Below are 25,418 nucleotides of genomic sequence, written 5' to 3'. Positions count from 1 at the left end.
AGGAATGCATACCTTGCCACGCGCCGCGTGGGCGCATAAAACGTGTCCATCCAACCTGGTTTGTCCAGCCCATCGGGACGCCTGCCGCTTGGTCGCAGATCCTCCAATCGTCTCCCGTTTGTCGTGTTTGCGACAAACGGAAATCTGCTGAAAAACCCAATAAAACAATAGCTTTCGATATGGCATGTCGCTTGCACTAACCCTGGGTAAGGCAACAACAGAGTCCTATCGAACATGAAACAGAAAGATATCGCGGCGCTGCTGGATGAACCGGCCTGCGCCCACAACAAGAAATCCAAGTCGGGCTGTGCCAAACCCAAGCCCGGCGCCACCGCCGGCGGTTGCGCCTTCGACGGGGCGCAGATCGCCCTGCTGCCGATCGCCGACGTGGCGCACATCGTCCACGGCTCCATCGCCTGCGCCGGCAGCTCCTGGGACAACCGCGGCACCCGCTCCAGCGGTTCGCGGCTGTTCCGCATCGGCATGACCACCGATCTGACCGAGCAGGATGTGATCATGGGGCGCGGCGAGAAGCGCCTGTTCCACTCCATCAAGCAGGCCATCGAGAGCTACCGCCCGGCGGCGGTGTTTGTCTACAACACCTGTGTCCCCGCGCTGGTCGGCGATGACGTGAGCGCGGTCTGCAAGGCGGCCGCCGAGCGCTGGAACACCCCGGTGATCCCGGTGGACGCGGCCGGTTTCTACGGCACCAAAAACCTCGGCAACCGGATCGCCGGCGAGACCATGGTGAAATATGTCTGCGGCACCCGCGAACCGGATCCGCTGCCGGCGGCCGCCCAGCGCCCGGGCATCCGGGTGCATGATGTCAGCCTGGTGGGTGAGTACAACATCGCGGGTGAGCTGTGGCACGTGCTGCCGCTGCTGGATGAGCTGGGGCTGCGGGTGCTCTGCACCCTGTCCGGTGACGCCCGCTACAGCGAGGTGCAGACCATGCACCGTTCCGAGGCCAACATGATGGTCTGCTCCAAGGCGATGATCAATGTCGCGCGCAAGCTGCAGGAGGCCTACGGCACCCCCTGGTTCGAGGGCAGCTTCTACGGGGTGCAGGATGTCTCCCAGGCGCTGCGCGACTTTGCCCGGCTGATCCGCGACCCCGATCTGTATGCCCGCACCGAGCTGCTGATCGAGCGGGAAGAGGCGCGCATAAGCCGGCGACTGGCCCCCTGGCGGGAGAAACTGAAGGGCAAGAAGGTGCTGCTTTATACCGGCGGGGTCAAATCCTGGTCGGTGGTCGCGGCGCTGCAGGATCTGGGTATGCAGGTGGTGGCCACCGGCACCAGGAAATCCACCGAAGAGGACAAGGCGCGCATCCGCGAACTGATGGGGGGCGAGGCGCTGATGCTGGAAGACGGCAATCCCCGGGGGCTGATCGATATCGTGCGTGACCAGCAGGTGGATGTGCTGATCGCCGGCGGGCGCAACATGTATACCGCGCTGAAGGCGCGTATTCCCTTTCTCGACATCAACCAGGAGCGCGACTTCGGCTATGCCGGCTATGAGGGCATGCTGGAGCTGGCGCGGCAGTTGGTGCTCACCATCGACAGTCCGGTGTGGCCGGCGGTGCGCCAGGCCGCCCCCTGGCATGCCGTCGAGAGGGGTCGGAGTCAGGGATCAAAGGGGTCAGATTCGATTGATCATTGCCCACAAGTTTGGGATCAACAGCTCAATAGATCAATCGAGTCTGACCCCATTGATCTGGAGGCGTGAACCATGGTTGAGATCATCAAATGCAACAAGGCGCTCTCGGTCAGTCCCCTGAAGGCGAGCCAGACCATCGGGGCGGCGCTCGCCTTCCTCGGCTTCCGCCGCGCCATTCCCATGCTGCATGGGTCCCAGGGCTGCAGCGCCTTCGGCAAGATATTCTTCGTGCGCCATTTCCGTGAACCGATCCCGCTGCAGACCACCGCCATGGACCAGGTGACCACGGTAATGGGTTCCGAGGAGAGCGTGGTGGAGGGTCTCAGGACCCTCGCCGAAAAGAACCGGCCGTCGCTGATCGGGGTGCCGACCACCGGCCTCTCCGAGACCCAGGGCAGCGACGTGCCGATGGCGGTCAAGCTGTTCCGCAAACGCCATCCCGAGTTCGCGGCCATTCCGGTGGTCCCGGTCTCCACACCCGACTACAGCGGCTGTCTGGAGACGGGTTTCAGCAAGGCGGTGGAGGCGATCATCCAGGCGGCCGTACCCACGGCCGAGGTGGCCGGCACCCAGCCGGGACGCCGCCGCCGGCAGCTCAATGTGCTGGTGGGCTGCTTCCTGACCCCCGGTGACCTGGAGGAGCTGAAGGAGATCATCGAGGCGTTCGGCCTGCGCCCGGTACTGGTGCCGGACCTCTCCGACTCCCTGGACGGTCACCTGGGCGAGGAGGATTTCTCGCCCCTGACCATCGGCGGCACCGACGTCTCCGAACTGCGGACCCTGGGCGATGCCGTGGCCACCCTGGTGATCGGCCGCTCCATGCACAAGGCGGCCGACCTGCTGCAGCAGCACACAGGGGTGCCCGATTACCGTTTCGATCACCTGATGGGGCTGGCGGCGGTGGACGCCCTGGTCGATACCCTGCAGCGGATCTCCACCGAGCCGGTGCCGGCAAAACTGGAGCGGCAGCGTGCCCAGTTGCAGGACGCCATGCTCGACGGCCACTTCATGCTCGGCCTGGCGCGCATCGCCGTGGCCGCCGATCCCGACCTGCTCACCGCCTTCAGCCAGCTGCTGGCCGGAGTCGGTGCCGAAACCGTGGCGGCGGTGGCGCCGGTCAATGCGCCGGTACTGCAACAGGCCGCAGCGGCGGCGGTGAAGATCGGCGATCTGGAGGACCTGGAGCAGCTGGCGCGCACGGCCGAGGCCGAGGTGCTGATCTGCAATTCCCACGGGGTGGAGAGCGCCGCGCGACTCGGTATCCCGTTGTTGCGCGCCGGCTTCCCCCAGTACGACGCCCTGGGCGGCTACCAGAAGACCTGGATCGGTTATCGCGGCAGCCGCCAGACGCTGTTCGACCTGGCCAACATCCTGTTGTCCCTGGAGAAGGGGGAGATCCATCCCTATCGCTCCATCTATTCACAAAAACCGGAGGTGACCCATGACGCTACAGCGGCGACTGCAGCTGGTGGGTAACAACAGCGAGGGGCAGTGGATGGGCAGCGCCCTGAAGGTGGCCTTTGCCACCCGCGACATGAAGCATGTCGACCAGCACTTTGGCGCGGCCCAGTCGTTTGCCATCTATGCGGTGGACCGGGAGCGGGCCTGTTTTGTCGAGGCGTGCGAGTTCGGCGACCTGGACATGGACGGCAACGAGGACAAGTTGGCGGAGAAGATCACCGCGCTGGACGGCTGTATCGCCGTCTACAGCCAGGCGGTCGGCGCCTCGGCCATCACCCAGCTCAAGGCCCAGGGGATCCAACCGGTGAAGGTATCGCCGGGCGCCGCGATCAGTGACCTGGTCGAGGCGCTGCAGGAGGAGCTGCGCCAGGGCCCCGGCAGCTGGTTGGCCAAGGCCATCGCCAGCACCCTGCCGGCCGATCCCGGCCGCTTTGATGCGATGGAAACCGAGGGCTGGGAAGAGTAGTGGCGGAATAAGGTAAGCAGATGATCGAACAGACCGGCATCGTGGTGGCGACAACCGATACAACCCTCTGGGTGGAGACCCGCCAGGTGAGCGGCTGCTCGGCCTGTGCCAGCGGCAGTTGCAGCTCGGCGGTGGTGTCGAAACTGTTCGGTGAGCGGCGTCAGCGCATTCAGCTGCCCAATACGCTGGCGGCCAGCACCGGCGATACGGTGGTGATCGGCATCCCCGAGGCGGTGCTGGTAAGCGCCTCGCTATGGGCCTACCTGCTTCCGCTGCTGGTGATGATCGGCGCCGCCCTGACGGGCCGGCTGCTGGATGCCGGCGAGGGCGTGCAGGGTCTGATGGGTCTGGGTGGTCTGGTCGCCGGCCTCATGCTGGTGCGCCGGTTGACCGGTGGCGGCAGCGGTGGCGGCGCGGGCGATGCCCATCTCAATCCCCGCCTGTTGCGCCTCTCCGTCCCGGCTTCCGGCCGGGCGGTGAGCTTTCCGGTAGGGATGAATGGAATAACGGTTGACACAACCCATGGAGAATCTTGAATCACAGTTTTGTAGGGTGGATAAGCCGGTAGGCGTATCCACCCTACAAAAGTACTTTATCAATTTGAAGTAACACCAGTTAATTTTTGAATCAGACAGGAGCAGAAGATGAGCGAAGCGGTATTGGCTATCAGCAGTGACGATCCGGTCCTGGGGACCGATTTCGCCAAGGAGATGGTGCGTCAGATGCGTGCCATCGACACCTACGGCAGCTACGACAACTGGCCCCTGGAGAAGATCCTGGAGCCCTTCGTCCTGACCAAGGAGAAGAAACGGGAGATCCCGGTGGTGGGGGATCCGGACGAGATCGTGATGGCGCGGGTGCGGGCGTTTTACAACGCCATCTCTGTGCTGATCGAAAAGGAGTGCGGGCTGATGGCGGTGCCCATGCTCAACCTGACCCATGAGGGATTCGGCCGGGCGCTGATCACCGTCGGCAAGCTGGTGGTGATGGACCGGACGCTGCGCGATGTCCACCGCTTCGGTTTTCCCAGCCTGTCGAAGATGAAGGACGAGGGCGACAAGCTGTTGTCGGTGGCGTTGGAAATCATCGGCCTGCACCCGAAGGTGGCCGGGCTGTAGCGCTCGCCGTGTCGGGGCAACCCCCCGTGGTTGCCCGGCTGGGTCGGAGGTCGGCAGGCCAGGGCAGGCACAGGGGCCTGCCCCTACGTCGGGTTCCTCGTTCCCACGCTCTGCGTGGGCATGCATACCCAGCGGCAATGGTGAGGAGTGGTACATGAGGAGTGGTACAAGGATGTACCGATAACGGAGCCGAGGATGCAATGTACCGTTTACGGACCTGAGGATGGCATGCGCCCCTCGGGCTTATCCACCCTACGTTAGAGGCTGAGTGTCGGGTGGGTTAGGCGCGCCCTGCACAGAGGTCGCCGATTGCCGCGCACCGTGCGCGCGCCGTAACCCACCGTTTGTCGGCCGCGGATGCGTTGGGTTACGCAGCGCCCGGACATTGTCGTGGTCTGGACGCGCAGTGCCCGTGCGCCGCTAACCCAACCTACGGGATGGAATGGAGAAACGAGATGAATCCGGAAGAGTTGAAAGGCATGCAGAAGGCGGTGCGAAAGGCCAAGCGCATTGCCACGGAGAAGGCGGGTGAACTGCACGATCTGGTGGAAGATCGGCTGCCCGCCGCCTATGAGGAGATTCCCGCCCTGGCGCAGGCCACCTACGACGCCTGCAAGGCCTGGGCCGAGGTGGAAGCCGCCTTCAGGGCGGCCGAAGTAGAGATAAATTGAGGAACTCACAATGCAAGTGATAACCGGTGTTACCCGGGGTGGTGAACCCTATACCCCCGCCTTCGTGATGGCGATTGAACAGACCAAATGTATCGGCTGCGGCCGCTGTTTCAAGGTCTGTCCGCGTGAGGTGTTCGATCTGGTCGAGCGTGAAGAGCTGGAGGCGCTGGAAGCCGACGATTATGACGACGACTATGGCGATGATGACGATGACGGCTTCTCCGATGATACGGCCATGGTGATGAGTCTGAAGAACGATCAGGACTGCATCGGTTGCGGCTCCTGTGCGCGTATCTGTCCGAAAAAGTGTTTCACCCACCAGCCGCAGACCCTGTCGGCGTGAGGAGAAGAGCATGGCAAAACCCGAAAAGCACGTGTTCATCTGCATGCAGAACCGGCCCCTGGGCCATCCCCGGCCCTCCTGCGGGCAGAAAAACTGCGGCGAGGTGGCGGACGAATTCTACTGGCACCTGCAGGAGCGGCAGCTGTTCGACAAGGTGCGGGTGACCACGGCAGGCTGCCTGGGTCCCTGCAGCGAGGGCCCCTCGGTCCTGGTCTACCCGGAAGGGGTGATGTATGGCGGCGTCGGCAAGGAGGATGTGGCGGCGATATTCGACGAGCACCTGGAGAACGACCGGCCGGTCGAGCGCCTGCTGATGTCCAGCGAGTTCTGGGGATAGGGGCCGGGTGTCCGACATCACTCTGTCGCGGTGCGGCCCCGATCCTGATGGCGGGCTGAACGATGCCGTTGCCACCCGCTTCGGCGAGGTCCGTGAACTCGCCGAAATGATCCATGAGCGGCTCGGCGACGAACTCTGGAGAATGGGGTTTGCGGAGCATGAGGTAACACTCATGCCGCCGTCTGCCGCCAGCTACCGTCTGGAGAAAGACAGCTTCACCGGTGCCCATGCCCTGGTGGGACGCTGGCAGGATGAGCAGGGGCGAAGCCGGGGCAGCCTGGTGTTTCATGCCGATGGCAGTTTCTTTGTGGAGCAGGATATCGTCAAACCGCACCCACGCAAAAAGGCCTGGTTTGTGGAGGCGCTGACTGCCTGGGGGCGGGAGGCGACAATCCAGGTGGAGCCGAAGTTGCTGCCGATGCCGGAGTGAGTCGCGTAGCCCGTAGGTTTTCCTCGTTTCCACGCTCTGAGGCTGTGAAAGTATTGCCGAAGGACCATGCCCTGTATCGCAACCGCCAAGGACGCCAAGAGCGCAAAGATCAAGGCGAGGGATCAATTTTTTTCTTTGCGAGCTTCGCGTTCTTCGCGGTTACTGATGTCTTGCCGAGTCGCATCCGCGTTGGCACAAAAAGCGTGCCCACGCTACCAGGCTCTGACACCTGTGGATGAGAACCCTCATGAGGCATACCGGAGATTGTTTGATGAAAACCTGTCGCGCAGGGAGTTGACCGGGATTCGCTGTGGGACCGAGAAGGGTATCGGCATCGGGTGTGCGGAGTTTCTGTCAAAGGTGGCCAGGTTGGCGGGTGGTGGTTGAGCTGGTGTTGAGCGGGGACGTGCCTAGAGGGCGGAGTCGAACCAGCAACCCCCAGATGTCAACCCCCAGGTGTCGGAGTCAAACCAGCCACCCGCCGTGCGATCAAGTCACCCGACCGAGCCTGGTTTGACTCCGACACCTTTACAACTACTACATCCTTACGCGATTTGTAGGGTGGGTTAGCGGCGCACGGGCACTTCACTTCCAGTCCATGATGATGCCTGGGCGCCGCGTAACCCACCGATCCCTGACTCGCCAAACGGCAATCCATCCTTATCCCACACCCTTCAATCTGTTGTGCATTGTCGTAATCGCGACAAGTTTTTCAGGCGCTAGGTACAGCAAAAAAAACAGAAAATTCAACGGATAACAATTTTCGCAAGCGCATGGCACAGCCCTTGCACCCTGTCTGGTGAAGCGTAACCAAACACATTTGTCACGGGAGTTAGCCATGTTGACACTCACTGAAAGTGCCCAGAAGGCCGTGGGCCGTTTTATCAAAGGTTCGGATGCCCCGGTCGCGGGGCTGCGGATCTCCGTCACCGGGGGCGGCTGTTCGGGCATGCAGTACGGCCTGGCCCTGGAAGCGTCTGCCCTGTCCGAGGATACCGTTGTCGAAGTGGGCGGGTTGAAGATCTTTGTCGATCCCCACAGTGCGCCGCTGCTGCAGGGCGTGACGGTCGATTTTGTCGACAGCATGGAGGGGAGCGGCTTCAAGTTCGTGAACCCCAATGCCAGTGCCAGCTGCGGCTGCGGCAACTCATTTTCAGCGTGATGCACCGGGAGAACCGTCATGTGGGACTATTCGGAAACAGTTCAGGAACATTTTTTCAATCCACGTAACGCCGGCGCGGTCGAGGCGGCTAATGGGGTGGGCGAGGTCGGCTCACTCTCCTGCGGTGATGCCCTGCGCCTGACCCTCAAGGTCGACCCGGAGACGGAGACTATCCTGGAGGCGGGATTCCAGACCTTCGGTTGCGGTTCGGCCATCGCCTCCAGTTCGGCGCTGACCGAGATCATCAAGGGTATGACCCTGAGCGAAGCGCTGAAGGTGAGCAACCAGGATATCGCCGACTATCTCGACGGCCTGCCGCCAGAGAAAATGCACTGCTCGGTGATGGGGCGCGAGGCGCTGCAGGCGGCGGTCGCCAACTACCGTGGTGAAGAGTGGAAGGACGACCACGAAGAGGGCGCCCTGATCTGCAAATGCTTCGCCATCGATGCGGTGATGATCGAGGAGACGATACGCGCCAACGGCCTGCGCAGCGTGGAAGCGGTGACCAACTACACCAAGGCGGGCGGCGGTTGCTCCTCCTGTCACGAGGGTATCGAAGAGATACTGGGCCGGGTGTTGGCCGAGCAGGGCGAGCAGTTGGTGATCAACGCGGTGGCGGCAGAGGCCCGCCAGCCCCGCACCGGCCTGACCAACCTGCAGCGCATCCGGCGCATCGAGGAGTTGCTGGATGAGATCCGTCCCAACCTGCAACGTGACCACGGCGACGTGGAGCTGGTGGAGGTCGACGGGCGCCACATCTATGTCAAGATGACCGGTGCCTGCTCCGGCTGCCAAATGGCGGCCACCACTCTGGGGGGCATCCAGCAGCATCTGGCGGAGGGCCTGAGCGAATTCATCCTGGTGCTGCCGGCGGAAGAGCTGGCCTGCCGCGCGACCGTGGGGGGCTGAGGCATGGACAAGGGTATCTATCTGGACAACAACGCCACCACCATGGTGGCCCCCGAGGTGGTGGAGGCGATGCTGCCTTATTTCACCGAGCAGTTCGGCAATCCCTCCTCGTTGCACCAGTTCGGCAACCAGGTGGGGCGGGCGTTGAAGGTGGCGCGCAAACAGGTGCAGGCGCTGCTCGGGGCGGAGCATGACTCGGAGATCATCTTCACCTCCTGCGGCACCGAATCCGACTCCACCGCGATCCTCTCCGCGCTCAAGGCGCAGCCGGAACGCCGCGAGATCATCACCAGCGTGGTGGAGCACCCGGCGATACTCACGCTCTGCCAGTACCTGGAGAAGGACGGTTATACCGTGCACTACCTGAAGGTGGACAAGCGCGGGCGGCTGGATCTGCAGGAGTACGCCCGGCTGCTGTCGGACCAGGTGGCCGTGGTCTCCATTATGTGGGCCAACAATGAGAGCGGGACCCTGTTCCCGGTGGAAGAGATGGCCGAGATGGCCCGCGCCGCCGGGGTGATGTTTCATACCGACGCGGTGCAGGCGGTGGGCAAGCTGCCCATCAACCTGCAGGAGAGCTGTATCGACATGCTGTCGCTGTCGGGCCACAAGCTGCATGCCCCCAAGGGGATCGGGGTGCTCTACCTGCGCCGTGGTGTGCGTTTCCGGCCGCTGCTGCGCGGCGGCCACCAGGAGCGGGGGCGGCGTGCCGGCACCGAAAACGCCGCCTCCATCGTCGCGCTGGGCAAAGCCTGCGAGATGGCCGGCGAGGCGCTGGCCTACGAGGAGCGTGTCGTGCGCTCGATGCGCGACCGCCTGGAGCAGGGGATCATCGAACAGGTCTCCCACTGCTTCGTCACCGGCGATCCGGAAAACCGCTTGCCGAATACCTGCAATATCGCCTTCGAGTTTATCGAGGGCGAGGCCATCCTGCTGCTGCTCAACAAGATGGGCATCGCCGCTTCCAGCGGTTCCGCCTGCACCTCCGGCTCGCTGGAGCCGTCGCATGTGATGCGCGCCATGGATATCCCGTTTACCGCGGCCCACGGCTCGGTGCGCTTCTCCTTCTCCCGCTATAACACCATGGAGGAGGTCGAGCGGGTGATTGCGGCGATGCCACTGATTGTCCAGCGGCTGCGCAAGCTCTCCCCCTACTGGAATGGCGATGCGCCGGCCGACGAACCCGGGCAGGAATTTGCACCAACATACGCCTGATAACAAAGATCGTGCACCCGAATGTGACCGGGTAACACGGCGGTTGACCCGAACCCCATCTTTTGCCGCAACCCCGTTGCGGCATTTTTTTGTGTGCGCCAGGCATGGCCGGGAGCGGCTTTGGAGCGGGCAGGCACAGGGGCCTGCCCCTACGGCGGGTCGCACAGAATCCGGCGCACGGGTCAATGAACGGAAGGCCGGGATGGTCGTAGGGGCAACCCTCCGTGGTTGCCCGGTCGGCCGGTGGCCGATGGGTCAGGGCCACCAGGCCGGGGTCGGAGTCAAATGGGGCGTATGAGGCTGGTCGGCCGTATGATATCGAGCCCATTTGACTCCGACCCCTGGTGGAATGCGCCCTTGTCCGGTTTGCGACGATCGCCCTTGAACTCATCGTTACTCTGACTCCGAACTCAGTTTATTGAGTTATCTTGCCCATTTGTAGCTCGCGGGCTACAATGTGCACATGCGCTATCACATCGTTTCCACCGATGACTTCAATCACTGGTTGACTCGCATTCGCGATCGCCAAGCCGCGAGGGCTATCGCTCAGAGACTGGACCGGGCCGCCGCTGGCAATCTTGGAGACGTTAAGCCTGTGGGACAGGGTGTAAGCGAAATGAGAATTTTCGCAGGCCCCGGCTACCGGCTGTACTTTACGATCCGTGATGGCGAACTGATTATCTTGTTGTGCGGCGGTAACAAATCCAGTCAGTCACGCGACATTGCCCGTGCGCAACGGATATTGAACGAATTGGAGGCTTGACCCATGTCCAAACTGACAGAATACAATCCTTTTGATCACCTGCTGGCCGAGGACGAGCTGTCTCAGTACCTGACCGACGCCTACGAAGATGATGATCCTGCCGTGTTTGTTGTGGCGTTGGGTCATGCCATCAAACACAAGGGAGTCGCGCAGGTTGCCCAAGCGGCTGGGCTCAACCGCGAAAGCCTGTACAAAGTGATCAATGGCCAGGTGCAACCTAAGTGGGACACAATCCACCGGCTGATGCACGCGTTGGGTGTGCATTTGTCAGTAGCCGCTTGAGTAGCAGGTCATCGTTGTTGGCATGAAGGTCTATTCCGCAAAACAGTGTCATTGTCGTTTCCTGGTCAGGTGGTCGTCGGCGGTCTCAAACCAACGAGTACCACCGAATTCAGGAGGCGGCTAGAGGATTATTGGAGGGAATGCTTTTAATTCCCCACGCCCCCTTTTCCTCCTATACAGTCACCACTCATAGCGGAACGTGGTGGCGAAGCCGTGATGGTCGTCACTCCCGGCGGCCTCGCCGGTGTAGGCGATATGCAGACGGGCGCGGTCCGCAAGTTGCACCGTCAGTCCGGCGCCTACACGGGCGCGGTTGCGGTCGAGCTCCGGCCCGTCGATGCGAAAGGCCGACGCCGGAGCGGCGGCGAAGCCGGCATCGATGGCGGCATTATCGTCCAGGTATTCGTGCACCCAGGCGGCCTCGACGGCCGACGTGATTTTTGTCCCGCGCACGGTTTTGAAGGTCTGGTGCAATCGCACGCCCACCACTGAGCGCAGCGAGTCCTGGTGCTCGGTATCGAGCGTGAGGTTGGCCCCGCCCGCGCCCTGCTCGGTGAAGCCCTCGCGCCGCAGATGAGTGTAGTCCAGCCCCAGGAAGGGTGTCAGCGTGGCGCGGCCGGCGAGGTCGAACGCCTTGCCGCCCTCGGCTGTCGCGGTGGCGGTCCAGCCGGCGTAATCGGCCTTGGCGGTGTTATTGAAACCGCCGAAGGCCACGCGCCGGTTCGCGTCCGTATCGTGATAGCCGACGCCGGCCGAGCCTTTGAGGTAATTGCCGGCGTTTGCCCAACCGCCATAGAGCGCCCCCTGATAGCTGTCCACGTCGAGTTTGCCCCCGGCGGTGTCGGCATCGGTGCGGGTGTAGCCGAAGGCGGCGCCGACGGTCAGGTCGTCCCGCAGTTCCAGGTCGGCCCCGACCGCCACGCCGCTGTCGTGGTAATCGGCGCCGCTGGCGTTGGCAGTGTCGTCGATATCACCGAAGCCACCAAAGCCCCGCAGCCACCAGTCGCGCCCAGGGGCCAGCGCGTCGCCCGCATTGAGGCCGCTCGTGCCGGCATCGCTGACCATGCCGCCATCATTAGCAGCGAATATGAGGTTGCCGCGATCGGCCAGGGTCAACGGGTTCCCGCCCAGGCGCCCGGACAACAGCCTCTGGAACTGCTGGCTGGCCCGGATAGCCAGGGTCTGCGCGTGGCTGTGTTGCACGCCGGAGAGGCTGTCGAAGGCGCCGGGCAGGGCCGCGGCGGACAACAGATTCAAGGCGCCAATCAGGTCGGCGGCCTGGCCGGAGGTGGCAAAGGTATCGAGGCTGGCCGCTACCTGCCCCTGATTGGGTGTGAGCGCCCCCCCTGCGGAGGTGACAAAGCTCTGCTGGGCGAGCTCGATCAGGATGTCAAACGTCGTCGGGTCTATAACAGGAGTAGCGAGCAGGGCCGCGCCCAGGTTATCGGTGATGGTGGCGAAGCCGGTCGTGGCGTCGCCGTTGAGCACGAAGTCGCCGGCGTTGATCAGGTTGAAGCGGTCGCCGTCTACCGGGACGAAGCCGAAGTTCAGGTCCAGCGTGCCGTCAAGCGTCGCGGTGTTGGTGACGTTGATCTGGTCGTGCCCGGTGCCCGGGGTCGGCCCGTCGATCTCCATCTGCGTGACCGAACCGGCGTTGAGCGTCAGGCTGTTTACGGCGAGGATGCCGGGGGAGTTGCCCGGCGCCAGCGTGCCGCCGGTGTTGACGGTCACGTCGCCCAGGGTGCCGCTACCGCCGAGCGTGCCGCCGGTGTTCATGGTGATGGTCGAGTTGGCGATGGCGCCGTTCACCAGCAGGGTGCCGCCGGAAACGGTGGTCGTGCCCGTGAAACTGGATGAGTTGCCCGATTGGGTCGTCTCGCCTGCGAGATGATCGATCGTGCCGTTGCCGGAAATGGCGGATGAGAACGTGTAGCCGCTATTGGTGTGGTTGAAGACGATCTTGCCCGTGCCGGCGCCGAACACTACGCTCGGGCTATTGAGCGTGCCCGCCGCGACCGCCGCATCCCCCGATGCCGCGCCGACGTTCAGTGTGCCGGTGGAACCGGCACCAGTTCTGGCGATGTCAGTGACGTTAGGGGTAGTGACAGTGGCGCCATCTGCGATGGTCAATTCGCCGTTTCCGTTAGAGCCGATAAGGAGGGGCGCCCCACCGGTAAGCGTTACGGTGGACCCCGCGCCGGTGACGGTGACGGTTCCGTTTGCGCCCGTTTGCGGTCCGATATAGATGTAATCGCCCGCGACAACGCCGCCGCCCTCAATCGTGAGTGTGCCGGTGCCATAATTGCCGACCCAAAAGCCGTAGGTCGTGGAGGTCAGATTGGAGTCGTTACCGGTGACGGTCACGTCGCCGCTCGATCCTGTTGCATGGCCGACCGACGTGTGCGCGCTGTTGACGGTGCCGCCATTGGAAATGGTCAATGTTCCTGTGCCAGTTTTGCCGACATAGAGAAAGTAGGGAGAGGCACCACCAATATTCCACGGACTCGTCTGCGTGCCGCCACCGGTGCCGATCACCGTCTCGGTGGTACCGCCGTCGATGTCCACGTCGGCCCAGACCGGGGTTGCGCCGCATAGCAATACAGCGAGGAGTAATGCAGATTTTTGCAAATGGCTTGAAGCTGAAGAGGTGACGGTGTTTTTGCGCTTGCCAAGCCCCTTGGTCAATTCACCCACAACCATCCATGTCTGACGACTGACACTCCAGACAACCCTGTAGATTCGATTCATGCTTTGCCACCGCAAATCTGCTAAACAAAGCGCTCTACGGTAGCACTCCGGCTTTTTTATTCATGCCGTCCATTTGGACGGGGTGGCGGATTTTTGTTGCATAGAACCTCGGTAAGGTGTCGGAGTCAAACCAGGCTCGGTTGGGTGAGCTGATCGCACGGCGGGTGGCTGGTTTGACTCCGACACCTAGGGGTTGATGCTCTAACCAATTAGTTTAGTGGAAGGCGTCAAAGCGATAATTCGCTGATAAAGCTGGTTGGCGGCCACCGGTTTGTGTAGCAGGGGTATGCCGCTGGCCTCAGCCTCGCGTATTCGCGCGGGAGCGGTGTCGCCGGTGATGAGGATAGCCGGCAGGTTTCGCCCCAGCCGGTCGCGCAACTGCTTAATTACGTCTGCGCCTGTTTTCTGCTCACGCAGGCGGTAGTCGCTGATGACAAGATCCGGCTGCCAGGTTTCTGTCAGATGCAAGGCGTGCGCAAGTGAGTCGGCGGCTTTGCTGTCACAGTCCCACGCGCTGAGTAATTGCTGCATGCCAGCCAGTACGGCTTCATCATCGTCAATGACCAGCACACTCAAACCCAGCCGCCTTGATTGAATGGGCTGTTGGTCAACACTTTCAATGACAACCGGTTTGTCCGTCAGCGGCAAGGCCAGCCGGAAAACACTGCCAAGCCCCAGTCTGGACGCCAGCGATAACGGGTGTTCAAGCACTTGCGCCAGGCCATCGGTAATGGCCAACCCCAGCCCCTTGCGCCGGTCCCGTTCGCTGTTGCCGACCTGATAGAACTCCTGAAAGATATCGCGTTGTTGCTCGGGCGCCATGCCGATACCGGTATCCCAAACTTCGAGTAGCACCTTGTCGTTTCGTTTGCGGCAGCCGATCAAGATGCCGCCTTGTTCGGTATAACGGATCGCGTTCGCTATCAGGTTGCGCAACATCAGTTCAACCAGCACCGGGTCGGATTCCACTGCCAGCATCGTTTCACGGCAGCGATATACCAACCCTTTACGATCGGCCTGTGGCCCGAATTCGATTTCCAGTTTAGTCAGCAGGGGGTGCAGATGAAAAACACGTTGTTGCGGTTCGACCACACCGGCTTCGATACGCGAAATGTCCAGCAAAGCGTCGAGCATCTCGGTGGACGCCCGCCAGGAACCCCGAATCCTGTTCAGCAGATCTTGCTGGGTGCCAGCCAAGCCGCTTCGAACGAGTACATCCATAAACAGCCCTTGGGCATGAACCGGTTGGCGCAGGTCATGGCTGGCCGCTGCCAGAAAGCGGGACTTGTCTTGATTTGCTTGCTCGGCCTCACGATAGGCGGCCAGTGTCGATGCCTTTTCCTGTTTCAGCCGCTCAACCAGATCACTATTTTCAAAACGTAAAATGATTGTTGATCGAGTTGTTTTTGCGCCATTACTTGCCATGCCAAGTAAACTGACCAGATACAATGCGCCCACTATAGCGAGAGCGGTGTAGGCCGTTTCGCCGACCATGAGTAACACCCAGATCAGGCCCGCCATTTCAAAAAGAACAAATGCCGCGTAGGCAGAAAACACAGGCGCCAGAGTCGCCATCGCGTTAGCTGCCACCCCGGTAATCACAGTAACAACCAGAATACTGCTGGCCGCATCTGCAGGGGCAAATGCCGCTAAAGGCAGTCCTCCCCAGCAGGCGCCGGACACGATATTGACAATGATCAGTCGCTTCAACACATGCCGGGCATTTTCCGGGGGAATATTTGTCGCTAACTGTTTTCGGGCTTCATAGATATAGGCAAAACCGGATAAGAGCGTGGCTGCGCACCAGATTATGAGTGCCTGTAGATTACTCTGATCGGAAAGTGCCCACACCATCAGTACGGCCACCAAGGGAGGAGGGGCTGCCGAATTGATGATATGCCTGAAAGAGAGTTTGAGTTGTTCCGAAAGTATGCGTGACTCAGAAAGTTGCATTATAGAATCAGGCCCTTGCTACAGGCCAAAAAAATCGCCTCAGAGCGGCAACTGGCATCCAGTATTTCCAATAAAGCCTGCACATGCCAACGAACCGTGTTTTCCGAAAGATCCAATTTGCGGGCAATCACTTTATTGGGATGCCCCCGGCACAATAGTTCAAGCACATCACATTGATGAGGCGTCAGGCGCGGCCTTTCTTTCCGGGTTGTGGTTTTTTGTTTTTCAGATATATCGGAAGCTTGCCCACCCCGTATCTGCTCAATAATCCTGACGATGTTGGCTGAAGGTTCTGTTTTGGAAATAAAAGCGGCAGCACCTTGCTCGTAAGCCAATTCGACATTACTGGTAGCATGCAGAGCCGATACGACGATAATCGCAGACCCGGGCCAGCGCTGTTTGAGTGAAGCCATCGCCTCGAGACCGTTCAGACCCGGCAGCTGGATATCGAGCAGAATCAAGTCGGGCGCCGCAGACATGTCAAATGTTTCCGCCAACGACTCGGCCTCGGAAACCGCCATCTGCGTCATTTCCATTTCCAGGATCATCCGTAATCCTGTACGAAACATGGCATGGTCATCGATAAGGAGAATATGGAATGGCTGCACGGGGCTAATTGGATACATCCTGCGGACTTCGTTAAGGACTATGCCAGTAACCATCATGGCTGTCCAGCGCGACGCAGATCGGCGTGTTTCTGATCAATCTCAAGCCGTTCTCCGAGATTACAAAGGTCTACAACAAGTGGTGCGAGAGCTGGCTGGTGTTGGCTGCGTTCTGCGCGGTCTGGATTTTAAACATTTATGGGTGTTACCGATTTGGTACAGTCACCACTCATAGCGGAACGTGGTGGCGAAGCCGTGATGGTCGTCACTGCCGGCGGCGGTGCCACTGATTGTCGAGCGGCTGCGCAAGCTCTCCCCCTACTGGAATGGCGATGCGCCGGCCGACGAACCCGGGCAGGAATTTGCACCAACATACGCCTGATAACAAAGATCGTGCACCCGAATGTGACCGGGTAACACGGCGGTTGACCCGAACCCCATCTTTTGCCGCAACCCCGTTGCGGCATTTTTTTGTGTGCGCCAGGCATGGCCGGGAGCGGCTTTGGAGCGGGCAGGCACAGGGGCCTGCCCCTACGGTGGGTCGCACAGAATCCGGCGCACGGGTCAATGAACGGAAGGCCGGGATGGTCGTAGGGGCAACCCCCCTGGTGGAAAGCGCCCTTGTCCGGTTTGCGACAATCGCCCCAAACCCTACATAAATTGCTGTTTCAGACAAAACTATCTTGTTGAAAAAGTGGGGGTATTTCGTCTGGCACACTGTTTGCACTAGCTCCTGGTAGAGGAGAGATCCATGCATACACAGACAGCGAAGATCACGATCAACGACACCACCCTGCGGGATGGCGAGCAGTCTGCCGGCGTTGCCTTCACCCTGGAGGAGAAACTGGCCATCGCCTGTGCATTGGATGAACTGGGCGTGCCCGAACTTGAGGTGGGCATTCCGGCCATGGGGCATGAGGAGCGCGATTCCATCCGCGCGGTCGCCGAGGTGGTGCTGCATGCGCAGCTGATGGTGTGGTGCCGGATGCACAGCCAGGACATCGCCGAGTGCCGTGACCTGGGGGTGCGGCGGGTCGATCTCTCCATCCCGGTCTCCGATCAACAGATCTACCACAAGCTTGGGCGCAGTCGAGCATGGCTGCTGCAGCAGATCGTCCGTTGCACCGGCGAGGCGCAGGAGCTGGGCCTGGAAGTATGCGTCGGTGGTGAGGACGCCTCGCGTGCCGATCCCGAGTTCCTCTGGCAGGTGGTGGAGGTGGCCGAGCAGGCCGGCGCGGCCCGGTTCCGCTTTGCCGATACCCTGGGCATCATGGAGCCGTTCCAGGTGTGCGAAACCATGGCCGATCTGCGGCGCATCTGCGACCTGGAGATCGAGATGCATGCCCATGATGATATCGGTCTGGCCACGGCCAATACCCTGGCGGCGATCCGCGGCGGGGCGACGCATGTCAACACCACGGTGCACGGCCTGGGCGAGCGGGCCGGCAATGCCCCCCTGGAAGAGGTGGTGATGGGGTTGCGACGCTTTTACGCGCAGGGCCAGGAGATCGACATGGCGCACTTTTCCGCCGTCTCGCAACTGGTGGAGCTGGCCTCCGGGCGCAGTGTCGGCTGGCACAAGAGCCTGGTAGGGGCCGGTGTCTTCACCCACGAGGCGGGTATCCATGTGGATGGCCTGATCAAGGACCGGCGCAACTACCAGGGGATCGATCCGGCCGAACTGGGGCGCGAGCACCAGATTGTGCTGGGCAAGCACTCCGGCAGCCACGCGGTGATCCAGGCCTACGCCGATATGAGCATCCACCTGACCCGCCAGCAGGCGGAGTCCCTGCTGCTGCTGGTCAGGCGCTACACCGTCCTGCACAAGCGGCCACCGGCGGATCAGGAACTGCGCCAGTTCTATTTCGACGTCAATCAGGCCCACAAGGAGCGGCGGCCACAATGAACAGCAGCGAACTGATCAACCCGGCGATGCCGTGGACGCGCGGAGACTCGGTCTGGCGCAGCATCGGCGAGGATATCGCCTGCGTCTTTGAACGCGACCCGGCGGCCCGCACCCGCCTGGAGATCATCACCACCTATCCGGGGGTGCACGCCATCATGCTCTACCGCATCGCCCATCGCCTGTGGCGGCGCGGCTGGCGCTACCTGCCGCGGCTGATCAGCTACGTGGGGCGCATCTGGACCGGTGTCGATATCCATCCGGGCGCCACCATCGGCCGGCGGTTCTTTATCGATCACGGGGCCGGCGTGGTGATCGGCGAGACCGCCGAGGTGGGGGACGATGTGACCCTCTATCACGGGGTCACCCTGGGGGGTGTCTCCTGGAGCCGGGGCAAGCGTCACCCCACCCTGGGCGACCAGGTGGTGGTCGGTGCGGGGGCCAAGATTCTCGGGCCCATCCATATCGGCCGCCAGGCGCGCGTCGGCGCCAACTCGGTGGTGATCGCCTCGGTACCGGAGGGGCGGACGGTGGTCGGTATTCCCGGCAAGGTGGTCGGCCCGAAGCGGGTGGCCCCCAGCCGGGGCATCGATCTGGATCACCATATCATTCCCGATCCGGTGGCCGATGCCGTCAACTGCCTGTTGGAGCGCATCGGCCGCCTGGAGCGGCAGGTGGGCATGCATGATGCCCTGCTGGCGGATGCCCGGCCGGCACAGGGGTGTGACGAGTGTGATGCGAACCAGGTCTGCGAAACGGCGGGCGAGGGCAAAAGGAGATGATTATGGATATGCAGGATTTTGAAGCCGGGGACCTCTACTTCGACGAGCCGCTTACGGATGAGGCGAGCCGGTGTCTGGATTGCGCCGCCGAACAGTATGCCGAGGGCCGCGCCGAGCGGTCGCTGATGCGGGCCTACTTTCTGGAGCCGGAACACCCGATGGTGCTGGTGGCGCTGTACCGTTATTTCTATTACCAGCACCGTCTGGAAGAGGCCCTGATGGTGGCCGAGCGGGTGCTGGCGGTGTTCGCGAAACGGCTCGAACTGCCGGACAACTGGCGTGAGATCACCGAGCTGCGCATCGGCAGCGGGGTGATGATCTCCATGGCCCTGATTCGCTTTTACATGCTGGCGCTGAAGGGGGCCGGTTATCTGGAGTTCCGGCTGGGCCGCTACGACTCGGCCATCGAGCGTCTGGAGAAGGTGGCGGAACTGGACAGCCGGGACCGCCTGGGTGCCAAAAGCCTGCTCAGCATCGCGCGTGATGCACTGGGGAGACGGGCGCCCCGGACCCACCTGAGTGCGACCTGACGGCATATTGAATTTCAATCGGGAGATAGAAGATGAGTGACAGCGAATTTGATCTGGACCTGGAAGAGCTCAGCAGTGCGGAGGAGTTTCTGGAGTACTTGGGTGTGGCTTACGACCCGGCGGTGGTACAGGTCAACCGGCTGCACATTCTGCAGCGCTTTCACGACTACCTCGATGACCTGGATGAGATGCCCGAGAGCGAGGTGGCGCGCCGCGCCCTTTACGCCGGCCTGCTCGACAGCGCCTATAACGATTTTGTCGCCTCGGACGCCCGCACCGAAAAGGTGTTCAAGGTCTTTCGTATGCAAGAACCGTTCAGCGTGGAGGTGCCGCTGAGCGAACTGTTTAAACAGGGAGCCGCGCATGCGACCAAGATTTGAATATGGCGAGGCGGTGCGGGTGATCCGCAACGTGCGCAATGACGGCACCTATCCCGGCGAGCCGACCGGCCGCCTGTTGGTGCGCCGTGGCAGTGTCGGTTATGTGCGTGATGTCGGTACCTTCCTGCAGGATCAGATCATCTACTCGGTGGATTTCATCGACAGTCAATGCATGGTGGGTTGCCGGGAGCCGGAGTTGCAGCTGGCCAGCGATCCCTGGGTGCCGACCCGTTTCGAATTCAGGGACAAGGTCACGCCGCGCATGCCGCTGGCCATTCAGGGTGAGGTGATTGCCCGCCCCGGTGATTGCGGCGAAGTGGAAAAGGTCCTGCGCGAGCAGGAGAACGGCCCGGCCTATCATGTCCGTTTCAGTGGCCGCACCCTGCAGGTTCCGGAGTGTGCGCTCGACTTTCCGCCGGGCGAACCCGAGGAGGCCTGATGAGCGGTTCCGACAGGCAACCCGATAGCGGCTCCGAGTTCAGCTACCATCTGCTGCGCAACGCCTTGCACGGTTTCGGCAGGAACCTGGCGCAACTGGCGCCGGAGGAGTATCGCCAGGTGCATGACCAGGCGGCCAGGAGCTTTGACCTGGAGTCACGGGTGCTGGCGGCGGACGAGGCCCGGGGACTGGTTATTTCCGAGGCGCAGCTGGACGCCTCGCTGGAGCAGTTGTTGTCGCGCTATGCCAGCCGGGAGGAGTATCTCCAGGACCTGGGGGTCAATGGCCTGGACGAGGCCGGATTGCGTCGCGCCCTGCATCGCGAGCTGCTGTTCGACGCAACTCTGCAACGGGTCGCCGCCGCCAGCCCCGGGGTCAGCGACATCGATGTCGGCCTGTTCTACGAGATGCATCGGGAACGCTTCGAGGCTCCGGAACAGCGGGTGGCACGGCATATCCTGATCACCGTGAATCCCGACTTCCCGGAAAATACCCGCGCCGCGGCCTGCGCCCGGATGGAGCAGCTGGTCGAGAAGTTGTCCGGGCGGGTGAACCGGTTCCACGATTTCGCCAAGCGCTACTCCGAGTGCCCGACCGCCATGCAGGGGGGCGCGCTGGGTGATGTCAGGCCGGGGCAGCTCTATGCCGAACTGGACGCCATGCTGTTCAGTATGCAGGCGCGGGAGATCAGCCCGATTATCGAGACGGAGATGGGTCTTCATATCCTGCTGTGTGAAAAGATCAAGCCGGGCAAGCGTATGCCGCTGGCCCGGGCGCAGGCGCGGATTCGCCAGCTGCTCCAGGAGCGCCAGCGGCGCAACCGTCAGAAGGCGTGGCTGGCCGCCCTGCCGGAGCGGGACCCTGCCCCCTTGAGCGAAACGCCCGCGCCGAGGCCGCTATCCGGGGACCGGTATGCCCGGTCATGAGTCAAATTCAACCATGCCCGGTAACTACGCATGGGTGATTGGCCTGCCTTGCCGGCCTCACATGATGGCTTGTCTCCTCGAATCCGGCCCCATTTTCAGCGCCTGCCCAAACTCGCTTCGCTCAAACAAGGGCAGGCTTGAATCTGAAAAAAGGGCCGGATTCGAGGCGCCATCAAGATCGGCCAACAAGGCAGGCCAATCGCTTACTGACCGGGTGAGTAGTTACCTGCCCGCATTCAAACATGGCAGCGTCACTGCTGCCCGGAGAGGTGAAGCCCGTGAGCCAGCTAAAAGCGCACTGTTCATTCTGTGGTCAGGAACAGAGTCCGGACCTTCCGCTGATCGCCGGTGAAGAGGGGCACATCTGCGAGGAGTGCGTCCGCCTGGCCTCCCAGGTGGTCGGCAGCTGGGGACGCAAGCGGGCGGCCGCCAAGCCGTTGCAGAACCTGCTCAAGCCGGTCGAACTCAAGGCGCAACTGGATCGCTATATCATCGGTCAGGATCTGGCCAAGGAGACCCTGGCGGTCGCGGTCTATAACCATTTCAAACGGCTGAGCATGGAGCAGGCGGGCCCGAAGATGCCGGTCTGCAATCCGGATGTGGAGATCGAAAAATCCAACATCCTGCTGCTCGGCCCCTCCGGCACCGGCAAGACCCTGCTGGCCAGTACCCTGGCGCGTATCGTCGGCGTCCCCATCGTGATTGCCGATGCCACCACCCTGACCCAGGCGGGCTATGTGGGGGATGACGTGGAGAGTATCCTGGCGCGCCTGGTGGACAGCGCCGAGGGTAACCTGGAGCTGGCGGAGTGGGGGATCGTCTACATCGACGAGATCGACAAGCTGGCGCGCGCCGGCGAGTCATCCCACGGTACCCGCGACGTCTCCGGCGAGGGGGTACAGCAGGCGTTGCTGAAACTGGTGGAAGGCGCCCGGGTCAAGCTGAGTGCCAAGGGTGCGAAGGGGCAGGGGGGCGATCTGCTGCTGGATACCCGCCATATCCTGTTCATCGCCGGCGGCGCCTTTGCCGGGATGGAGGGCTTGCTGGAGAAACGCCTGGGCAGCGGTGGCGGGGGGATCGGTTTCCATGCCGAACCCGCGGCCGCCGGCGCGGATTATGACCCGGCGTGCCTGTTCGAGCAGGTACAGCCGGACGATCTGCGCCATTTCGGCCTGATCCCCGAGTTCATCGGCCGCTTTCCCGTCATCACCGCACTGCACGACCTGGATGAGGCGGCGCTGTTGCGGATTCTCACCGAACCGCGCAACGCCCTGATCCGCCAGTACCAGCGGCTGTTCGAGTACGAGGGGGTCGCGCTGGAGTTTTCCCCGGAAGCGTTGCGCCTGATCGCCCGCCAGGCGATCGAACGCGGCACCGGGGCGCGCGGACTGCGGGCCGTCCTGGAGGGGCTGTTGCGCAGGATCATGTATGAGATTCCGTCGATCCAGGGCGTCACCGGGTGCCTGGTGGATGAACAGGTGGTGCTGGGAACCGAGGAGCCCACCCTTGTCGCGGATGCGGATATCCCCCGGGAGCTGGTCGGGGAAGCCGCGGGGCGCTGATCCCGGGTGGTTTCTTCCCAAGGATGGCGGGGCGTGGCGATCCGCGCTCCGTTTGCCGCCCGTACCGCCGACCGCCGTTCTGTCCAGACCGCCGGCTCTATTCCATCCGCTGCGCAATCGGCGTATAAGGGCGCCATGAAAATTCCTAAAAGAATCCAGCCCTTGGTCGACGACGGCCTGGTGGATGAGGTGATCCGCCCGCTGATGAGCGGCAAGGAGGCCGCCGTCTATGTGGTGCGATGCGGTGGCGAAACCCGTTGTGCCAAGGTATACAAGGAGGCGGACAAACGCAGCTTCAAGCAGGCGGCGCAATACCAGGAGGGCCGCAAGGTGCGCAATAGCCGCCGCGCCCGGGCGATGGAGAAGGGCTCCCGGTTCGGCCGCGATGAACAAGAGCGGATCTGGCAGAGTGCCGAGGTGGATGCGCTCTACTGCCTGGCGCGTGCCGGGGTACGTGTCCCGCAACCCTTTGGCTGCTTTGACGGCGTCCTGCTGATGGAACTGATAACCGATCACAAGGGGCAGGTGGCGCCGCGCCTGAACGATCTGTCGATGTCCGCGGAGCAGGCACGGGAGGGCCATGCGATCATCATGCGCTTCGTGGTGCGCATGCTCTGTGCCGGACTGGTACACGGTGACCTGTCCGAATTCAATGTCCTGGTGGATGCGTCCGGTCCGGTGATTATCGACCTTCCGCAGGCGGTGAACGCGGCGGCCAACAACAACGCCCAGGCGATGCTGGAACGGGATGTAAACAGCATCACCGGCTACTATGCCCAGTATGCCCCAGACTTGCTGGAGAGCCAGTACGCCAAAGAGATCTGGGCACTGTACGAAAATGGCCGGTTACACCCGGAGGTGCCGCTCACCGGCCGCTTCGAGGCGTCCGAGCAGGTCGCCGATGTGGTTGCCGTACTGGATGAAATCAACGCGGCACGGGTCGAGGAGCAATCCCGCCGGGAACGCCTGCGCGAGGCGGGTTGATTACGACTCCCGGATCGCGGATGCGTAGCCGGTCGGGCGAGCTTGTAGCACCGTAACCCAATAAAATCCGAGTTAGTAGGGTGGGTTAGCGGCGCATAGGCACCCCACTTCCAGACCACGACAATACCCGGGCGCCGCGTAACCCACCGTTTTCTCAACCCGCCGCGACCGCCACAAAAACAGGTCATAAGACCTGATTGAAGCGCCCCCCTGTGGCATATCACACGATCAAAAACTCTATATTTATCTAATTGATGGTTATCAGAAACGATTGACGGTTATCAATGTTCAGCGGTTTCGCCAGCCGGTAGATTAACCCTCTACCTGTGTTGATGCGGCCACCGAACCTCCCTCTATGCGTAAGTCAGATCCTCTCCTGTCGCTCCTCGCCCTGTTGGCGGGGCTGTTCCTGTGGACGCTGGCCGGCAGCACGCGCTCCCCGCAGGCGGCGGCGGAGCGGCTCGACCCTGTCCGCAGGCTGGTGAGCGAGCTGGGCCTGAGTGATCCGGCGCTGTTTACCGAGGCCCGCTACACCCGGCACCTCTCCCAGGCTGATCTGCACTCGGCCTTCCAGGATCATCCGATGGCGCTGGAACACTTCCCCAGCGGATCGCTGCTGGCACCGCCACGCCCGGCGACTCACGGGAGGGGCGAGTGATGGGATGGCTGCGGCACCAGCGCTACCTGCTGGATTTCATCATCGCCTCGCTGCTGCGGCGCAAGGGCAAGAACCTGGGCCTGCTGCTGGTCTACAGCCTGATCGTCTTCATGCTCGCCTCGGTGATGCTGTTCACGCATGCCCTGAAGCGGGAGATGGGGCAGGTGCTGCAGGCGTCGCCGGAGATCATCCTGCAGCGCATCGAGGCCGGCCGCCATGCCCTGATCCCGGCGGATTATCTGCGAAAGATCGGGCGCCTGCGCGGGGTGACCGCCCGCAAGGGGCGGCTGTGGGGCTATTTCTACGACCCGGCGGTGCGGGCCAACTACACCCTGATGGTGGCGCCGGAGCGGCGGCTGGCGGATAGCGAGGTGATCATCGGCAGCGCCATCGCCCGCACCCGGGGCATCGGCCCGGGGGACTACCTCACCTTCCGCGCCCACGACGGGGAGGCCTACAGTTTCCGGGTCAGGGAGCTGCTGGCGAGCGATACGGAGCTGTTCAGCGCCGACCTGGTGCTGATGTCGGAACGTGCCTTCCGGGTCAGCCAGGGCGTGGCCGAGGGCTGGTACACCGATATCGTGCTGTCGGTGAGCAACCCCCTGGAGCTGGCGAAGATCGCCGAGAAGCTCACCCTGCGCCTGCCGGACACCCGGCCGATCCTGCGCGAGGAGATCCTGCGCACCTACGACTCCATCTTCTCCTGGCGCCAGGGGATCCTGTTCGTGCTGCTGCTGGGCGCGATCCTGGCGTTTGTCATCTTCGCCTGGGACAAGGCCTCGGGCCTGAGCGCGGAGGAGCGACGCGAGATCGGCATCCTCAAGGCGGTCGGCTGGGAGACCGGCGATGTGCTGCGGATGAAGTTCTGGGAGGGTGCCATCCTCTCCCTGATGGCGTTCCTGCTCGGCTACCTGCTGGCCTATCTGCATGTGTTCCACGCCTCCGCCAGCCTGTTCGAACCGGTGCTGAAGGGCTGGGCGGTGCTCTACCCCGCCTTCCGCCTCACCCCGGTGATCGATGGACTGCAGGTCGCCACGCTGTTTTTCTTCAGCGTGTTTCCCTACGTGGTGGCCACCATCATTCCGATCTGGCAGGTGTCGGTGACCGATCCCGACGCGGTGATGAGGTAGGC

At 62.4% G+C, this 25,418-nt stretch carries 27 protein-coding genes; 24 read left to right on the top strand and 3 right to left on the bottom strand.

Annotated elements, in window-relative coordinates; all coding sequences use genetic code 11:
* Nucleotides 1-234 precede the first annotated feature (234 nt).
* The 14 genes from nifE to NPX02_RS14320 all read left to right on the top strand — a co-directional run bounded on the left by nifE (nt 235) and on the right by NPX02_RS14320 (nt 10,816).
* Complete coding sequence (gene nifE, locus NPX02_RS14385; protein ID WP_260294445.1) at nt 235-1,728, top strand: nitrogenase iron-molybdenum cofactor biosynthesis protein NifE; 1,494 nt, start codon at nt 235-237, stop codon at nt 1,726-1,728.
* Between the two features lie 3 nt (nt 1,729-1,731).
* Entirely contained in the window at nt 1,732-3,135 is a 1,404-nt protein-coding gene (gene nifN, locus NPX02_RS14380; protein WP_260294444.1) for a nitrogenase iron-molybdenum cofactor biosynthesis protein NifN, read from the top strand.
* Nucleotides 3,101-3,586, top strand: a complete 486-nt coding sequence (locus NPX02_RS14375) for a NifB/NifX family molybdenum-iron cluster-binding protein (protein WP_260294443.1) — start codon at nt 3,101-3,103, stop codon at nt 3,584-3,586. Before nifN ends, NPX02_RS14375 begins: the two co-directional genes overlap by 35 nt.
* A gap of 20 nt (nt 3,587-3,606) precedes the next feature.
* Nucleotides 3,607-4,122 (top strand): SoxR reducing system RseC family protein, encoded by a 516-nt coding sequence (locus tag NPX02_RS14370; RefSeq protein WP_260294442.1) that lies wholly within the window; start codon nt 3,607-3,609, stop codon nt 4,120-4,122.
* A 108-nt stretch (nt 4,123-4,230) separates the two neighbouring features.
* Nucleotides 4,231-4,704: a NifX-associated nitrogen fixation protein gene (locus NPX02_RS14365; RefSeq protein ID WP_260294441.1), complete on the top strand. Its 474-nt coding sequence runs from the start codon at nt 4,231-4,233 to the stop codon at nt 4,702-4,704.
* Between the two features lie 455 nt (nt 4,705-5,159).
* A complete protein-coding gene (locus NPX02_RS14360) occupies nt 5,160-5,375 on the top strand; it encodes a CCE_0567 family metalloprotein (RefSeq protein WP_260294440.1) in 216 nt (71 codons plus the stop codon).
* Between the two features lie 10 nt (nt 5,376-5,385).
* Entirely contained in the window at nt 5,386-5,718 is a 333-nt protein-coding gene (gene fdxB / locus NPX02_RS14355; protein WP_260294439.1) for a ferredoxin III, nif-specific, read from the top strand.
* A gap of 10 nt (nt 5,719-5,728) precedes the next feature.
* Entirely contained in the window at nt 5,729-6,055 is a 327-nt protein-coding gene (locus tag NPX02_RS14350) for a (2Fe-2S) ferredoxin domain-containing protein (protein ID WP_260294438.1), read from the top strand.
* 7 nt (nt 6,056-6,062) lie between these two features.
* Nucleotides 6,063-6,485 carry a hypothetical protein gene (locus NPX02_RS14345; RefSeq protein WP_260294437.1) on the top strand — a complete coding sequence of 141 codons (423 nt, stop codon included), beginning with the start codon at nt 6,063-6,065 and terminating at the stop codon, nt 6,483-6,485.
* Between the two features lie 838 nt (nt 6,486-7,323).
* Nucleotides 7,324-7,647, top strand: a complete 324-nt coding sequence (locus NPX02_RS14340) for a HesB/IscA family protein (RefSeq protein ID WP_260294435.1) — start codon at nt 7,324-7,326, stop codon at nt 7,645-7,647.
* An 18-nt stretch (nt 7,648-7,665) separates the two neighbouring features.
* Nucleotides 7,666-8,556 carry a Fe-S cluster assembly protein NifU gene (gene nifU, locus NPX02_RS14335; RefSeq protein WP_260294434.1) on the top strand — a complete coding sequence of 297 codons (891 nt, stop codon included), beginning with the start codon at nt 7,666-7,668 and terminating at the stop codon, nt 8,554-8,556.
* A gap of 3 nt (nt 8,557-8,559) precedes the next feature.
* Nucleotides 8,560-9,771, top strand: coding sequence for a cysteine desulfurase NifS (gene nifS, locus NPX02_RS14330; RefSeq protein ID WP_260294433.1), 1,212 nt, complete (start codon nt 8,560-8,562; stop codon nt 9,769-9,771).
* A 463-nt stretch (nt 9,772-10,234) separates the two neighbouring features.
* Nucleotides 10,235-10,534 carry a type II toxin-antitoxin system RelE/ParE family toxin gene (locus tag NPX02_RS14325; RefSeq protein WP_260294432.1) on the top strand — a complete coding sequence of 100 codons (300 nt, stop codon included), beginning with the start codon at nt 10,235-10,237 and terminating at the stop codon, nt 10,532-10,534.
* A gap of 3 nt (nt 10,535-10,537) precedes the next feature.
* A complete protein-coding gene (locus NPX02_RS14320; RefSeq protein ID WP_260294431.1) occupies nt 10,538-10,816 on the top strand; it encodes an addiction module antidote protein in 279 nt (92 codons plus the stop codon).
* Between the two features lie 180 nt (nt 10,817-10,996).
* On the opposite strand, the gene NPX02_RS14315 is transcribed toward NPX02_RS14320, so the two are convergent.
* The 3 genes from NPX02_RS14315 to NPX02_RS14305 form a co-directional block, all read right to left on the bottom strand.
* Nucleotides 10,997-13,564, bottom strand: coding sequence for an autotransporter domain-containing protein (locus NPX02_RS14315; protein WP_260294430.1), 2,568 nt, complete (start codon nt 13,562-13,564; stop codon nt 10,997-10,999).
* Nucleotides 13,565-13,765: 201 nt separating this feature from the next.
* Nucleotides 13,766-15,517 (bottom strand): ATP-binding response regulator, encoded by a 1,752-nt coding sequence (locus NPX02_RS14310; RefSeq protein WP_260294429.1) that lies wholly within the window; start codon nt 15,515-15,517, stop codon nt 13,766-13,768.
* Complete coding sequence (locus NPX02_RS14305) at nt 15,517-16,143, bottom strand: response regulator (protein ID WP_260294449.1); 627 nt, start codon at nt 16,141-16,143, stop codon at nt 15,517-15,519. Before NPX02_RS14305 ends, NPX02_RS14310 begins: the two co-directional genes overlap by 1 nt.
* 730 nt (nt 16,144-16,873) lie before the next feature.
* Here NPX02_RS14305 and nifV point away from each other — a divergent pair.
* From nifV to NPX02_RS14255, 10 genes are all read left to right on the top strand, one after another.
* A complete protein-coding gene (gene nifV, locus NPX02_RS14300; RefSeq protein WP_260294428.1) occupies nt 16,874-18,028 on the top strand; it encodes a homocitrate synthase in 1,155 nt (384 codons plus the stop codon).
* Nucleotides 18,025-18,807: a serine O-acetyltransferase gene (gene cysE / locus NPX02_RS14295; protein WP_260294427.1), complete on the top strand. Its 783-nt coding sequence runs from the start codon at nt 18,025-18,027 to the stop codon at nt 18,805-18,807. Before nifV ends, cysE begins: the two co-directional genes overlap by 4 nt.
* A gap of 2 nt (nt 18,808-18,809) precedes the next feature.
* Nucleotides 18,810-19,337, top strand: coding sequence for a hypothetical protein (locus tag NPX02_RS14290; RefSeq protein ID WP_260294426.1), 528 nt, complete (start codon nt 18,810-18,812; stop codon nt 19,335-19,337).
* A gap of 32 nt (nt 19,338-19,369) precedes the next feature.
* The gene (gene nifW, locus NPX02_RS14285) at nt 19,370-19,717 is read left to right on the top strand and encodes a nitrogenase-stabilizing/protective protein NifW (protein WP_260294425.1); all 348 of its coding nucleotides are present in this window, start codon (nt 19,370-19,372) and stop codon (nt 19,715-19,717) included.
* Complete coding sequence (locus NPX02_RS14280) at nt 19,701-20,156, top strand: nitrogen fixation protein NifZ (protein WP_260294424.1); 456 nt, start codon at nt 19,701-19,703, stop codon at nt 20,154-20,156. The genes nifW and NPX02_RS14280 overlap by 17 nt, the downstream gene beginning before the upstream one ends.
* The gene (nifM, locus tag NPX02_RS14275; protein WP_260294423.1) at nt 20,156-21,082 is read left to right on the top strand and encodes a nitrogen fixation protein NifM; all 927 of its coding nucleotides are present in this window, start codon (nt 20,156-20,158) and stop codon (nt 21,080-21,082) included. Before NPX02_RS14280 ends, nifM begins: the two co-directional genes overlap by 1 nt.
* A 242-nt stretch (nt 21,083-21,324) precedes the next feature.
* Nucleotides 21,325-22,644: an ATP-dependent Clp protease ATP-binding subunit ClpX gene (gene clpX, locus NPX02_RS14270; RefSeq protein ID WP_260294422.1), complete on the top strand. Its 1,320-nt coding sequence runs from the start codon at nt 21,325-21,327 to the stop codon at nt 22,642-22,644.
* Between the two features lie 135 nt (nt 22,645-22,779).
* On the top strand, nt 22,780-23,628 hold the full coding sequence (locus NPX02_RS14265; RefSeq protein ID WP_260294421.1) for a PA4780 family RIO1-like protein kinase: 849 nt from the start codon (nt 22,780-22,782) through the stop codon (nt 23,626-23,628).
* Between the two features lie 355 nt (nt 23,629-23,983).
* A complete protein-coding gene (locus NPX02_RS14260) occupies nt 23,984-24,286 on the top strand; it encodes a hypothetical protein (RefSeq protein WP_260294420.1) in 303 nt (100 codons plus the stop codon).
* On the top strand, nt 24,286-25,416 hold the full coding sequence (locus NPX02_RS14255; protein ID WP_305792889.1) for an ABC transporter permease: 1,131 nt from the start codon (nt 24,286-24,288) through the stop codon (nt 25,414-25,416). Before NPX02_RS14260 ends, NPX02_RS14255 begins: the two co-directional genes overlap by 1 nt.
* Nucleotides 25,417-25,418: the final 2 nt, after the last annotated feature.

The organism is Sedimenticola hydrogenitrophicus, from assembly GCF_025175675.1.
GTDB classification, from domain to species: domain Bacteria; phylum Pseudomonadota; class Gammaproteobacteria; order Chromatiales; family Chromatiaceae; genus Sedimenticola; species Sedimenticola hydrogenitrophicus.
The sequence above is the reverse complement of the archived record's forward strand: the minus strand, read 5'-3'. Positions and strand labels throughout refer to the sequence as shown.

What these genes read in the sequence shown, in the direction of transcription:
- fdxB (WP_260294439.1), top strand. Translation starts at nt 5,386, where the DNA reads ATGCAAGTGATAACCGGTGTTACCCGGGGTGGTGAACCCTATACCCCC.
- nifE (WP_260294445.1), top strand. Translation starts at nt 235, where the DNA reads ATGAAACAGAAAGATATCGCGGCGCTGCTGGATGAACCGGCCTGCGCC.
- NPX02_RS14265 (WP_260294421.1), top strand. Translation starts at nt 22,780, where the DNA reads ATGAAAATTCCTAAAAGAATCCAGCCCTTGGTCGACGACGGCCTGGTG.
- NPX02_RS14290 (WP_260294426.1), top strand. Translation starts at nt 18,810, where the DNA reads ATGGATATGCAGGATTTTGAAGCCGGGGACCTCTACTTCGACGAGCCG.
- nifV (WP_260294428.1), top strand. Translation starts at nt 16,874, where the DNA reads ATGCATACACAGACAGCGAAGATCACGATCAACGACACCACCCTGCGG.
- NPX02_RS14325 (WP_260294432.1), top strand. Translation starts at nt 10,235, where the DNA reads ATGCGCTATCACATCGTTTCCACCGATGACTTCAATCACTGGTTGACT.
- NPX02_RS14255 (WP_305792889.1), top strand. Translation starts at nt 24,286, where the DNA reads ATGGGATGGCTGCGGCACCAGCGCTACCTGCTGGATTTCATCATCGCC.
- nifN (WP_260294444.1), top strand. Translation starts at nt 1,732, where the DNA reads ATGGTTGAGATCATCAAATGCAACAAGGCGCTCTCGGTCAGTCCCCTG.
- NPX02_RS14310 (WP_260294429.1), bottom strand. Translation starts at nt 15,517, where the DNA reads ATGCAACTTTCTGAGTCACGCATACTTTCGGAACAACTCAAACTCTCT.
- clpX (WP_260294422.1), top strand. Translation starts at nt 21,325, where the DNA reads ATGGCAGCGTCACTGCTGCCCGGAGAGGTGAAGCCCGTGAGCCAGCTA.
- nifS (WP_260294433.1), top strand. Translation starts at nt 8,560, where the DNA reads ATGGACAAGGGTATCTATCTGGACAACAACGCCACCACCATGGTGGCC.
- NPX02_RS14360 (WP_260294440.1), top strand. Translation starts at nt 5,160, where the DNA reads ATGAATCCGGAAGAGTTGAAAGGCATGCAGAAGGCGGTGCGAAAGGCC.
- NPX02_RS14260 (WP_260294420.1), top strand. Translation starts at nt 23,984, where the DNA reads ATGCGTAAGTCAGATCCTCTCCTGTCGCTCCTCGCCCTGTTGGCGGGG.
- NPX02_RS14350 (WP_260294438.1), top strand. Translation starts at nt 5,729, where the DNA reads ATGGCAAAACCCGAAAAGCACGTGTTCATCTGCATGCAGAACCGGCCC.
- NPX02_RS14370 (WP_260294442.1), top strand. Translation starts at nt 3,607, where the DNA reads ATGATCGAACAGACCGGCATCGTGGTGGCGACAACCGATACAACCCTC.
- nifM (WP_260294423.1), top strand. Translation starts at nt 20,156, where the DNA reads ATGAGCGGTTCCGACAGGCAACCCGATAGCGGCTCCGAGTTCAGCTAC.
- cysE (WP_260294427.1), top strand. Translation starts at nt 18,025, where the DNA reads ATGAACAGCAGCGAACTGATCAACCCGGCGATGCCGTGGACGCGCGGA.
- NPX02_RS14320 (WP_260294431.1), top strand. Translation starts at nt 10,538, where the DNA reads ATGTCCAAACTGACAGAATACAATCCTTTTGATCACCTGCTGGCCGAG.
- nifW (WP_260294425.1), top strand. Translation starts at nt 19,370, where the DNA reads ATGAGTGACAGCGAATTTGATCTGGACCTGGAAGAGCTCAGCAGTGCG.
- NPX02_RS14305 (WP_260294449.1), bottom strand. Translation starts at nt 16,143, where the DNA reads ATGTATCCAATTAGCCCCGTGCAGCCATTCCATATTCTCCTTATCGAT.
- NPX02_RS14280 (WP_260294424.1), top strand. Translation starts at nt 19,701, where the DNA reads ATGCGACCAAGATTTGAATATGGCGAGGCGGTGCGGGTGATCCGCAAC.
- NPX02_RS14375 (WP_260294443.1), top strand. Translation starts at nt 3,101, where the DNA reads ATGACGCTACAGCGGCGACTGCAGCTGGTGGGTAACAACAGCGAGGGG.
- NPX02_RS14365 (WP_260294441.1), top strand. Translation starts at nt 4,231, where the DNA reads ATGAGCGAAGCGGTATTGGCTATCAGCAGTGACGATCCGGTCCTGGGG.
- NPX02_RS14315 (WP_260294430.1), bottom strand. Translation starts at nt 13,564, where the DNA reads ATGAATCGAATCTACAGGGTTGTCTGGAGTGTCAGTCGTCAGACATGG.
- NPX02_RS14340 (WP_260294435.1), top strand. Translation starts at nt 7,324, where the DNA reads ATGTTGACACTCACTGAAAGTGCCCAGAAGGCCGTGGGCCGTTTTATC.
- nifU (WP_260294434.1), top strand. Translation starts at nt 7,666, where the DNA reads ATGTGGGACTATTCGGAAACAGTTCAGGAACATTTTTTCAATCCACGT.